This window comes from Acidimicrobiales bacterium (assembly GCA_036491125.1).
Lineage (GTDB): Bacteria > Actinomycetota > Acidimicrobiia > Acidimicrobiales > AC-9 > AC-9.
In genome coordinates this window covers 1-10,553 of record DASXCO010000239.1, presented here as the reverse complement: position 1 = coordinate 10,553, position 10,553 = coordinate 1, and the positions used below count along the sequence as shown (strand labels likewise).

The 10,553-nt window shown below is 67.5% G+C and carries 14 protein-coding genes; 12 read left to right on the top strand and 2 right to left on the bottom strand.

The genetic code is table 11. From position 1 onward, the window contains the following. The first annotated feature begins 61 nt into the window (after nucleotides 1–61). The 11 genes from VGF64_18465 (at nucleotide 62) to VGF64_18415 (ending at nucleotide 8,355) form a co-directional block, all read left to right on the top strand. Nucleotides 62–661, top strand: coding sequence for a hypothetical protein (locus VGF64_18465; GenBank protein HEY1636745.1), 600 nt, complete (start codon nucleotides 62–64; stop codon nucleotides 659–661). 68 nt (nucleotides 662–729) lie between these two features. Continuing rightward, entirely contained in the window at nucleotides 730–1,287 is a 558-nt protein-coding gene (locus tag VGF64_18460; protein HEY1636744.1) for a DUF5947 family protein, read from the top strand. Then, on the top strand, nucleotides 1,284–1,925 hold the full coding sequence (locus VGF64_18455) for a DUF6084 family protein (GenBank protein HEY1636743.1): 642 nt from the start codon (nucleotides 1,284–1,286) through the stop codon (nucleotides 1,923–1,925). Before VGF64_18460 ends, VGF64_18455 begins: the two co-directional genes overlap by 4 nt. After that, nucleotides 1,922–3,301, top strand: a complete 1,380-nt coding sequence (locus VGF64_18450) for a hypothetical protein (protein ID HEY1636742.1) — start codon at nucleotides 1,922–1,924, stop codon at nucleotides 3,299–3,301. The genes VGF64_18455 and VGF64_18450 overlap by 4 nt, the downstream gene beginning before the upstream one ends. Next, the gene (locus tag VGF64_18445) at nucleotides 3,298–3,855 is read left to right on the top strand and encodes a hydrogenase maturation protease (protein HEY1636741.1); all 558 of its coding nucleotides are present in this window, start codon (nucleotides 3,298–3,300) and stop codon (nucleotides 3,853–3,855) included. The genes VGF64_18450 and VGF64_18445 overlap by 4 nt, the downstream gene beginning before the upstream one ends. Before the next feature lie 137 nt (nucleotides 3,856–3,992). Then, the gene (locus VGF64_18440) at nucleotides 3,993–4,505 is read left to right on the top strand and encodes a YceI family protein (protein HEY1636740.1); all 513 of its coding nucleotides are present in this window, start codon (nucleotides 3,993–3,995) and stop codon (nucleotides 4,503–4,505) included. Between the two features lie 9 nt (nucleotides 4,506–4,514). After that, nucleotides 4,515–4,895: a hydrogenase maturation nickel metallochaperone HypA gene (locus VGF64_18435; protein ID HEY1636739.1), complete on the top strand. Its 381-nt coding sequence runs from the start codon at nucleotides 4,515–4,517 to the stop codon at nucleotides 4,893–4,895. After that, entirely contained in the window at nucleotides 4,873–5,151 is a 279-nt protein-coding gene (locus tag VGF64_18430) for a HypC/HybG/HupF family hydrogenase formation chaperone (GenBank protein ID HEY1636738.1), read from the top strand. The genes VGF64_18435 and VGF64_18430 overlap by 23 nt, the downstream gene beginning before the upstream one ends. Nucleotides 5,152–5,207: 56 nt before the next feature. Continuing rightward, nucleotides 5,208–6,335 carry a hydrogenase formation protein HypD gene (gene hypD, locus VGF64_18425; GenBank protein ID HEY1636737.1) on the top strand — a complete coding sequence of 376 codons (1,128 nt, stop codon included), beginning with the start codon at nucleotides 5,208–5,210 and terminating at the stop codon, nucleotides 6,333–6,335. After that, on the top strand, nucleotides 6,332–7,495 hold the full coding sequence (gene hypE, locus VGF64_18420) for a hydrogenase expression/formation protein HypE (GenBank protein HEY1636736.1): 1,164 nt from the start codon (nucleotides 6,332–6,334) through the stop codon (nucleotides 7,493–7,495). Before hypD ends, hypE begins: the two co-directional genes overlap by 4 nt. 185 nt (nucleotides 7,496–7,680) lie before the next feature. Next, nucleotides 7,681–8,355 (top strand): HAD family hydrolase, encoded by a 675-nt coding sequence (locus VGF64_18415; protein ID HEY1636735.1) that lies wholly within the window; start codon nucleotides 7,681–7,683, stop codon nucleotides 8,353–8,355. A 141-nt stretch (nucleotides 8,356–8,496) separates the two neighbouring features. Here VGF64_18415 and VGF64_18410 read toward each other — a convergent pair whose 3' ends face one another. Then, nucleotides 8,497–8,778 carry a hypothetical protein gene (locus tag VGF64_18410; GenBank protein HEY1636734.1) on the bottom strand — a complete coding sequence of 94 codons (282 nt, stop codon included), beginning with the start codon at nucleotides 8,776–8,778 and terminating at the stop codon, nucleotides 8,497–8,499. Between the two features lie 62 nt (nucleotides 8,779–8,840). On the opposite strand from VGF64_18410, the gene VGF64_18405 reads away from it, so the two are divergent. Further along, nucleotides 8,841–9,644, top strand: a complete 804-nt coding sequence (locus tag VGF64_18405; GenBank protein HEY1636733.1) for a methyltransferase domain-containing protein — start codon at nucleotides 8,841–8,843, stop codon at nucleotides 9,642–9,644. Nucleotides 9,645–9,685: 41 nt separating this feature from the next. On the opposite strand, the gene VGF64_18400 is transcribed toward VGF64_18405, so the two are convergent. After that, nucleotides 9,686–10,553 (bottom strand): NUDIX domain-containing protein (locus VGF64_18400; protein ID HEY1636732.1); only part of this gene is annotated, 868 nt, incomplete at its 5' end.

The window sequence follows — 10,553 nt, the reverse complement described above, 5'->3', positions numbered from 1 at the left end:
TCGCCCACGATGATGAACACGCCCTAGCCGCGCGTACGGAGTGTCCACGCGAAGAGGAACCATGCCCGAACCACCCGACCTCACCGAGGTGGGATCCCGGATCGAGGAGCTGCTCCAGGAGCTCCTGACAGCCGCTGATCCCGCGGTGAGCCATAGGGCGGAAGAGCTGGTGCGCCTGCTGATGGAGCTGTACGGGGGCGCCTTGGAGCGGGTCGTCGGCATGGCGAGCGAGCACGGCGAAACGGGACGCGCCCTGCTCGAGCGACTCACTTCCGACGAGCTCCTCTCCAGCCTCCTCGTGCTCCACGGTCTGCACCCGGTGCCCACCGAGGAACGGGTGCAGATCGTCCTGGACCGCCTCGGCCCCGAGCTCGGGTTGGGGGGAGGTCTCGAGCTGCTCGGAGTCGACGACTCGGGGATCGCCCAGATCCGCCTCGGCCCTGGATGCGACGGCTCCCCGCTCTCGGCCGCCGCCAGGCTGGCGCTGGAGGGTGGCATCGACGAGGCTGCACCCGAGGTGGGCGGGGTCGAGGTCGAGGGGCCACCGGCGCAGCCTCCGCCCTCGGTGTTCATCCCGGCGGGATCACTGCGGCACCGGCCCGGGGGCGGGGCGGCCCGTCGCAGAGGTGACGGCACCCGGCCGGCGGCCGTGGGGCCATGAGGTCTGCACCGGATCTGCGGCGCTTCCGACAGGCCGCGCCCCCGAGGCGTGCCGGCGAGCACTGCGAGATGTGTGACGAGGCTCTGGCCGAGGACCACCGTCACGTCGTCAACCTCGAGACACGGAGCCTGGTCTGCACCTGCACGGCCTGCCATCTGCTGTTCACGCACGAGGGCGCGGCCGGGGGGAGGTACAGGGCCGTCCCCGACCGCCATCTCTACGACGCATCGCTCGCGCTCAGCGAGCGGCAGTGGGACGAGCTCCAGATCCCGGTCGGGATGGCCTTCTTCTTCTTGAACTCCTCGCTGGAGCGCTTCGTCGGCTTCTATCCGAGCCCTGCCGGGGCGACCGAGTCCCTGTTGCCCTTGGAGACATGGCAGCAGGTGATGGAGGCCAACCCCGCCTTTGCCTCCATCGCTCCCGATGTGGAAGCGCTCCTGCTGCGTCGCATGGACGGTCGCTTCGAGTGCTACCTCGCCCCCATCGACGCGTCCTACGAGCTCGTCGGCCGGGTGCGGCTCCACTGGAAGGGGTTCGACGGCGGCGAAGAGGTGTGGAGCGAGATCGCCGGCTTCTTCTCCAGCCTGCGGGAACGGAGCCGCACCGTCGGGGCGAACAAGGGATGAGTGAGCTCGTCTTCGAGTGCGTCGATGCCCGACCTGAGCGGTACGCGGCGGCACCCACGATCCAATTCAAGCTCCGCGTGTCGGAGACGACAGGCGAGCGCGTCCATGCCGTCCTGCTCCGGTGCCAGCTGCGCATCCAGCCGCAGCGTCGCCCGTACAACGACACAGAGGCCGACCGACTGTCCGATCTCTTCGGGGAGAGACCGCGATGGGGCGACACCCTGAAGCCGCTGCAGTTCACCAACGCCTCCCTGCTGGTCCCGGAGTTCCAAGGCGCCACCGAGCTCGAGATGCCCGTGCCGTGCACCTACGACTTCGAGGTCGCGGCCAGCAAGTACTTTCACGCCCTGGATGACGGCGAGGTCCCGATCCTGCTGCTCTTCAGCGGCACGGTGTTCCTGAGGGCGCCGAGCGGGTTCTCGGTGGAGCCGGTGCCGTGGGAGAAGGAGGCGTCGTACCGCCTGCCGGTGCGGGTGTGGCGGGAGGTGATGGATCTCTACTTCCCCAACAGCGCCTGGATCCGTATGAGAAGGGAGACGCTCGACGACCTGCAGGGGTTCAAGTCGAGGATGGCCCTGCCGACCTGGGACGACGCCTTGGAGATGCTGCTCAAGCAGGCCGAGGAGGGCCGGCCGTGAGCGTCGACATGGCCCGCAAGGTGGCCGACGCCGTCCTCTACGAGGGCTACATTCTCTACCCCTACCGGGCGTCGGCGCAGAAGAACCGGCTCCGGTGGCAGTTCGGCGTGCTCGCCCCGAGGCCCCACAGCGAGCAAGGCTCTTCGGAGCCCTGGGCCAACCAGACCGAGTGCCTCGTCGAGCCCGGTGACGATCCCGTTCTCGAGGTCGACCTGCGATTCATCCAGGTCCAGGCCAGGACCGTCGAGGAGCGGGTCGGGCCCGACGTGTTCCGGCCGGTCGATTCTCTGGAGGGCGACGACGGTGCGATGCTGGTGAGCTGGGACGAAGGGGTCGAAGAGGAGTCCCGCGCCTCCGTGTCCATCCTCGATGCCCTCGCCGGCGAGCAGGTGGTGCCCTTCGAGCTTCCCGGCGGCCTCGACGCCGAGCCGGTCATGGCCGGTGGGCAGGAGGTCGGACGGGTGGTGCGCCGCCGGGAGCCGCTCTCGGGCCGGCTGCGGGTGAGCGCCGAAGCCGGACGCGGTCCGTTCGGCGCGCTGAGGGTCCGCATTCGTGTGCAGAACGTGACCGACTGGCACGACTCGGGGGCGAGCCGGGACGAGACCCTGCTTCGCTCGCTGGCGGCCGTCCACAGCCTCCTGTCCCTCCGGGAGGCGTCGTTCATCTCGTGTCTGGACCCTCCCGAGTGGGCTCGAGGCGATGCCGAGTCCTGTGTCAACCTCCACACCTGGCCGGTCCTCGTCGGTGAGGAGGGGGCGAAGGACGTCATGCTGTCGTCGCCGATCATCCTCTACGACTACCCGCAGATCGCGCCCGAGAGCCCGGGAGACCTCTTCGACGGCACCGAGATCGACGAGATCCTCAGCCTCCGGACGATGGCGCTCACCGAGGACGAGAAGCGCGAGGCCAGAGCGACCGACGCCCGGGCGGCGCAGGTGATCGACAGGGTCGACGACATGCCTCCGGAGATGATGGATCGCTTGCACGGCGCCATTCGCTACCTACGGGGGACGAGCGGCGGGACCGTGGAGTCAAGCCCTTCCGCCGGGACAGGGGACTCGAGCGGTGTGCCGTGGTGGGATCCCGGCATGGACACGTCAGTCTCGCCCGAGTCCGACGTGGTGTGGGTTCACGGGGCATCTGTGTGCCGCGGCAGCCGGGTGCGTCTGCGCCCGGGGGCACGACGAGCCGACGCCCAGGATCTGTTTCTCGAGGGCCGGATGGCGATGGTGGACGCTGTCTTGTCAGACGTGGACGACGAGACGTATCTCGCCGTGACCCTCGAGGACGACCCCGCTGCCGACCTCCAACAGGCTCATGGCCGGTTCCTCTACTTCCGACCGGACGAGGTCGAGCCCGTCGGGGGGCAGTCGTGAGCGAACGGGTGCTCGTGGCGGGGGTCGGCAATATCTTCCTCGGCGACGACGGCTTCGGCTCGGAGGTGGCGAGACGCCTGGCCAGTGAGGTTCTCCCTCATGACGTCACGGTCACCGACTTCGGCATCGGCGGCATCCACCTCGCCTACGAGCTCCTGGAGGGATACGAGACCGCCATCCTGGTGGACGCCAGTCCCCGCGGCGAGGAGCCAGGCACGGTCTATGTCCTCGAGGCCGACAGGGATGAGACCGTGGACGCGCCGACGGATCTGCCGGTGGGAATGGCCGGCGTGCTGGCCGACGCGCACGCAATGGAGCCCGGATCGGTCCTCGACATGATCGGAGCTCTCGGCGTGTCTACCCGGGTACTGGTCGTCGGATGTGAGCCGGCGGACGTGGATGAGCGGATCGGGCTCAGCCCCCCGGTCCAGCGGGCCGTCGACGAGGCCCTCCGGGTGGTGCTGGAGCTGCTCGAGAGCAACGCTGACACCACGGACCGAGTCGATTCCACATCCGGGTCGTCAGAGGGTCCCAGTACGAGAAAGGAGAGTTGAACATGGTTCGTCGCCTGTTCACGGCCTCGCTTCTGATCGGGGCAGCGGTGGTGGTGGTGCAGAGCCTCCCGGACCTGGCGAGGTACATGCGGATCAGGAACATGTAGGGCGGGTCTCGGGCCGGCGCGGTGAGTGATATGACACGGTTCCGCATCGATCCCACCCGGTCACGCGTCTGGACCGAGTCCCGCTCGAGCGTGCACCCGATCCACGGAGAGGCGGATGGCCTCGAGGGCGAGATGGACGTCCAGTTGCTGGACGGACGACTCGACCTCTCGGTCCCTCCGCGCATCCGCCTCGAGCTGGACGTGGAGCGGCTCAAGTCGGGCAACTCCCTCTACGACGGGGAGATGTTACGTCGCATCGCCGCACGCCGGTTTCCCACCATCGTCGGAGAGGTCACGGAGATGCGGGAGCTGGACTCGTCGGACCGCTATCGGGTGGCCGGAGAGCTCAAGTTCCACGGTGTCACCCGCCGCCAGGAGGGAGAAGTGACGGTGGAGGTCAGCAACGACAGGACACTCGTCGTCGAAGGTGAGCGGACGTTCGACGTCCGGGATTTCGAAGTCGAGCCGCCGAAGCTCCTCATGCTGCGAGTCCATCCGGACGTGTCGGTCCGGGTCCATGTCGTCGCCGAGGCGGAGGGGTGATCTGAGTCGATGCACGAGCTTGGGATGTGCGAGGCCATTCTCGAAACGGTCGAACGGCGGGCGGCAGGGCGGAGGGTCTTGGCGTTCACGGTCCGCGTCGGCACGATGCACCGCGTGGTCGAGCCGGCGATGGACCAGGCGTTCGCGCTGGCCTCCGAGGGCACGGTGGCCGAGGGGGCGGTGCTCCATCTGGTCGTGGTGCCGGTGCGAAGCACCTGTCGGTCGTGCGGGCTGACGACCGAGTCGGCAGACCCGCCCGTGGTCTGCAGCGGCTGCGCGGCGACGGACCTCGAGCTCAGCGGCGGCGACGATCTGGTCCTCGAGTCGATAGAAGTCGACGCACCACTGCGGATGGAAAGGAGTGCTGATGTGCCTGGGCATACCCGGTGAGGTGGTAGAGCTCCTCTCCGACCAGCCCGACCTGGCCACGGTCGAGGTGAGCGGGGTGCGACGCTCCATCAACGTGGGCCTACTGGAGAACGAGGTGGTGTCGCCAGGGGACTGGGTGCTCATCCACGTCGGGTTTGCCTTGTCGAAGATCGATGAGGAGGAGGCGAGGGCCGCGCTCGAGTTCCTGGAGGGGATCGGCCAGGCCTACGACGAGGAGTTGCGGGCCCTCCAGGAGTCGGGGATCGACGGGCCATGACCGCTCCCCGCCCGCTACACCGCTGGCATCCAGTCCCGATAAGGAGGTGAGAGTCCGTGCGCTTCGTCGATGAGTTCCGAGACGCAGAGAAGGCCCAGGCGCTGGCCGCTCAGATCACCGCTCTGTGCGAGCCTGGTCGCCAGTACAAGCTCATGGAGGTTTGCGGCGGCCATACCCACACGATCTACAAGCACGGCATCGACGACTACCTGCCCGAGAGCATCACCCTTGTCCACGGCCCGGGTTGCCCGGTCTGCGTGATCCCGATGGGCCGGGTCGACGACGCCATCTCCATCGCCGAGCAGCCCGATGTCATCTTGACGACCTTCGGAGACATGATGCGGGTGCCCGGAGGCCAGGGCTCATTCTTCGACTCGAAGGCGAAGGGCGCGGACATCCGGATGGTGTACTCACCTCTGGATGCGCTGAAGGTGGCCCGACGCAATCCTGACAAGCGGGTCGTGTTCATGGCTATCGGCTTCGAGACGACGGCCCCGTCAACGGCGATGACCGTCTTGCGCGCCGCCTCGGAGGGAATCGAGAACTTCTCGATCTTCTGCAACCACGTCACCATCATCCCCGCCATCAAGGCCATCCTGGACTCGCCCGACCTCCGACTCGACGGCTTCATCGGGCCGGGTCACGTGTCGACGGTCATCGGGTGCCGGCCCTACGACTTCATCTCGGCCCAGCATGCCAAGCCCCTGGTCTGCGCCGGCTTCGAGCCACTCGACATCCTCCAGTCCGTTTATATGATCATGGGCCAGCTCGCCGCCGGCCGGGCCGAGGTGGAGAACCAGTACTCCCGGGTCGTGCCGTGGGAGGGGAACCCCAAGGCTCTCGGCGTCATCAGCGAGGTGATGGAGCTTCGCCCCTACTTCGAGTGGCGCGGGCTGGGCTTCATCTCCCACTCGGCCCTCAAGGTGCGGGACAGCTACGCCGCCTTTGACGCCGAGCGGATCTTCGAGGTCCCGGGGGTCCGGGTGACCGATCCGAAGGCCTGCCAGTGTGGAGAGGTCCTCAAGGGCGTCATCAAGCCGTGGGAGTGCAAGGTGTTCGGCACCGCCTGCACACCCGAGACGCCGATCGGCACGTGCATGGTGTCCTCCGAGGGAGCCTGTGCCGCCTACTACAACTTCGGGAGATTCAGCCGCGACCGCGTGAAGGAGGCGATCAGGACGTGAGCCCCGAGGGGACCGACGCGCTCGCCAAGGACACGCACATACACGGAGAGGCCGGAGCACACGGTGAGCAGCGCGCCGGCGCCGAGCACCTGAGCAGGGAGCAACAGGTCCTCGAACGAATCGACAAGGCCCGACGTCGGAAGGCAAAGGTCAAGGACGAGCGGATCACGCTCGCCCACGGCTCGGGGGGAAAGGCCACCCATACTCTCATCGAAGCCGTGTTTCTCGAGGCCTTCCGCAACCCCCTTCTCGAAGCCCTGGAGGACCAGGCGACTCCCGTCGTCGACGGGGTGCGCCTGGCGTTCACAACGGATTCATTCGTCGTCTCGCCGCTTGTCTTCCCCGGTGGCGACATCGGTGACTTGGCCGTCAACGGCACGGTGAACGACCTGGTCATGTCCGGAGCGCATCCGCTCTATCTGTCGGCCGGGTTCATCCTGGAGGAAGGGTTCCCGGTTGCCGACCTGGAGCGGATCGTCGGGTCGATGAGCGAGGCGGCCGCCTCGGCTGGTGTCGCAATTGTCACCGGCGACACCAAGGTGGTCGAGAAGGGGAAGGCCGACGGCTGCTACATCAACACCGCCGGCGTCGGCGTGATACGTCACGACCTCCAGCTCGGTGCGTCACGCGCCCGCCCGGGTGACGCGGTCATCGTCTCCGGGCCGATCGGCGAACACGGCGTCACCATCATGCTGGCTCGCGGTGAGCTGGACATCGAGGCCGACGTCAGCTCCGACACGGCCCCGATGCACGACCTGGTCGCTCGCCTGCTGGATGCCACGACAAAGGTCCACGCCCTGCGCGACGCCACCCGGGGTGGAGTGGCCACCGTCCTGAACGAGGTGGCGACGGCATCGAACACCGCCGTCGTCCTCGAGGAGGAGGCCGTCCCTGTGCGGCCGGAGGTCACCGGAGCCTGCGAGATTCTCGGCATCGACCCCCTCTACGTCGCGTGCGAGGGGCGACTTGTCGCCGTCGTGGAGGGGACCGTCGCCGACCGGGCCCTGCAAGCTCTACGGTCCCACCCGCTCGGCGCGGGTGCTGCCATCATCGGCCGGGTGAAGGACGATCCGCCCGGGCTGGTCCTGCTGAAGACGACGTTCGGTGGGACCCGGATCGTCGACGTGCTCGTCGGGGATCCGCTTCCCCGTATCTGCTGAGCCACCGGCTCGGCGATGAGCATCCTTGGCCGCGTCCCCGGCCGACGCCGAGGGACGACTTGACCATCTGACGCCCGACGAGCATCACTGATACTGGAAGATCGGTGAACGGTTCCTAAACTGAAGACTGCCGGCCCTCGGAGCACGGGCTCGGCCAGCACTCATCTGTTCTGCAGGAGCAATCTGTGACGGACACACGACTCGCCATCCTGTTCGATATCGACGGTACGCTGATCATCACCGGCGGTGCCGGCGCCACCTCGTGGCGGAGGGCCTTCGACGAGCTGTATGGCATCCCTGCCGATATCGGCCAGTTCACCGATACCGGCATGACCGATCCCGACGTGGGAAGGCAGACCTTCCAGGCGGTCCTGCATCGTCAGCCCAGGCGAGCCGAGTTCACCAAACTGTTGGAGCGACGTCTGCACTATCTCCACCAGGCGGTGGCCGAATCGCCTGGATATCGGGTGCTCGAGGGTGTCGAGGCGCTGCTGCCGAGCCTCATCGATGACGGGTATCTGCTGGGACTGGTCACAGGCAACGTCGAGGCTGCTGCCCACGTCAAGTTGCACCGAGCCAACCTCAATCGCTTCTTCTCCTTCGGGGGCTATGGCTCTGACTCCACCGATCGGGGGGAGCTCACCCGCACAGCCCTGCGCCGCGCCAGTCTGGTCTACGGGGAGGAAGTCAACGCACCGCGCTGCCTCGCGGTAGGCGACACCCCCCTGGACGCCAAGGGCGCCCATGCCGCGGGCATCGCCTGCGTGGGCGTGGCCAGCCACAACTACTCCGTCGAGCAGCTTCGCGACGGGGGTGCCGATTACGTCATAGCTTCACTCAAAGAGGGACTCCCGCTGTAGTTGACCTGGCAGCCAAGTCCCGCGCCCCGCTCCCGCCTCGACGACATCAACCTTTACTCAGTTCGGGGTGCTCAACCAGACCGCCGTTCGTGGCGCCGATGACGGCCCGCCGGCGCGGCGGTCCCGGTCCAGCGAGGGCCACTAGCCGGAGAAGTGATCAGTGAGCCGGCTGGCGTACCACCGGGGCCATGGCTCGTCCGGTGCCTGATCGGTGTACTCCTTGTCGAGCCGTACGAGCATGAAGGTGAGTTCGCTGCGAACGGGCTTGGTCCCGAGCACCGTGCTCAGTTCGGAGAGATCCACGAGCCAATCCGAGTACCAGGAGGCCCAGTCCGGATCGGCGCCGTCACTGATGCGGAAGACCTGGTGGTGGGTCTCTCCCGCCTCGTGCAGCAGCCCTGCGATTCGGTCGATGTCGGCCATCCCCAAAGCTACCGCGACACGCCGCGCCCATCAGCAGCCGGCTGTGCTGGACTAGGCGGCCGATGGCGGACGACACGTACACCCACGGCCACCAGGACGCCGTCTTGCGTTCCCACCGCTGGCGGACCGCGGCCAACTCCGCCGCCTACCTGCTTCCCCATCTCGCCGCCGGTCAGCACCTGCTGGACGTCGGTTGTGGCCCGGGGACCCTGACCGTGGACCTTGCTCGTCGTGTCGCGCCGGGAGAGGTGGTCGGGGTGGACACGGCGGCCTCCGTGGTGGACGAGGCCCGTTTGCACGCCGTCGAGGCGGCCGTGACAAACGCGCGGTTCCTGACCGGCGACTTCCGCTCAGCGGGTCTCCCGTCCCGCTCGTTCGACGTCGTCCATGCTCATCAGGTCCTGCAGCACCTCACTGATCCGGTCGGGGCGATCGCCGCTATGCGCGACCTGGCGAGGCCAGGGGGAATCGTGGCTGCTCGCGACGGCGACTACTCCGCCTTTGCCTGGTGGCCGCCGGAGCAGCGTCTCGACAGGTGGCTCGAGATCTACCTGGCTGTCGCTCGGCGTAACGGTGCCGAGCCGAACGCGGGACGAGTGCTGCTCCATTGGGCACGCGCTGCCGGGTTGGCCGACCCGAGGTACTCGTCCTCAACCTGGGCGTTCGCCACGACAGTCGATTGCCGGTGGTGGGCCGACCTCTGGGCGGAACGGTCGGTCGCGTCGTCCTTCGCGGTGCAAGCGGTCGAGTACGGCATCGCCACTTCGGCCGTGCTGCACGACGTGGCCCGTGGATGGCGGGCGTGGGCGAACCATCCGGACGCCGTCTTCGTCGCCGTCCACGGCGAGATCCTCGCCCGCGCCTAGCTCAAGGCATCGCCGAAGAGACCGAGTCATTCCTCGTGGCATCAAGAGCTGCTGAAGCCACGCCGCACGTCCAGCAGATGGTGACGAACCTCGTGAACCGTGTGCACCGCGACCCATCGCAAGCTTCGCTCTTTGAGGGTCGGGAAGCTGTAGATGATCGTGCGCGTCCAGCTGCGCTCGTCCAGGCGCTCGAGGACGTTGGCGAGCAGTCGTGCAGCGTCTTGCAGCTGGCGCGCCACATCCTCAGGACTCTGGTTGGCGTAACCGTCGTGTTCTACCCGCTCGTCCCGGCCCATCGGCGCAGGCCTCGGCGACTCGACCGACCGGCGTGCCAGCAGGACCCGCTCGCGCTGGACGAGCAGAACATCGCGAAGGTGGCAGCCGTACTCGAGTGCCGACCACGTTCTTGGCTCCGGTCGTGTTCCGGCATCGTCTCCAGCCTCTACGAGCAGCCTCGCCATGGCGCGAGCACCGTCCGAAATCGCACCGGCGGCGCCGCCCGCATCGTTCTCGTCGTACACGAAGCCGCACTCGGCGCAATCCTGTGAGAAACCGAGGTGCTGGGGTGCGGAATCGATCCAGCCCAGAGCCGAGAGCTGGGCCCGAGCGATCGCAGACAGATCCACATCACTCAGCTCCGACAACGACACCCAGGCGACTTCGGTCGTCTTCACGCCCTCGGGGGCTGGCTTGCCGGAGATGACTTGGGCCTCGAAGACGGCGGCCACATAGCCGGCCTCGTCCCCGTTCGGATAGCGGACTCGGAACTCCGGGCCCCCCAAGGCAGCCAACAGGCGCACCAGCTCGACTTCGACGCTTGCCTCCTCGCGCGCCTCTCGCATGGCGGCTTCTTGGGGTGTCTCGTCCGGCTCGACGAATCCGCCGATGGTGTCCCACTTCTCCGAGTCG

Coding starts and splice junctions, on each gene's coding strand:
- VGF64_18430 (HEY1636738.1), top strand. CDS start 4,873: ATGTGCCTGGGCATACCCGGTGAGGTGGTAGAGCTCCTCTCCGACCAG.
- VGF64_18410 (HEY1636734.1), bottom strand. CDS start 8,778: ATGGCCGACATCGACCGAATCGCAGGGCTGCTGCACGAGGCGGGAGAG.
- VGF64_18460 (HEY1636744.1), top strand. CDS start 730: ATGTGTGACGAGGCTCTGGCCGAGGACCACCGTCACGTCGTCAACCTC.
- VGF64_18455 (HEY1636743.1), top strand. CDS start 1,284: ATGAGTGAGCTCGTCTTCGAGTGCGTCGATGCCCGACCTGAGCGGTAC.
- VGF64_18435 (HEY1636739.1), top strand. CDS start 4,515: ATGCACGAGCTTGGGATGTGCGAGGCCATTCTCGAAACGGTCGAACGG.
- VGF64_18465 (HEY1636745.1), top strand. CDS start 62: ATGCCCGAACCACCCGACCTCACCGAGGTGGGATCCCGGATCGAGGAG.
- VGF64_18440 (HEY1636740.1), top strand. CDS start 3,993: ATGACACGGTTCCGCATCGATCCCACCCGGTCACGCGTCTGGACCGAG.
- VGF64_18405 (HEY1636733.1), top strand. CDS start 8,841: ATGGCGGACGACACGTACACCCACGGCCACCAGGACGCCGTCTTGCGT.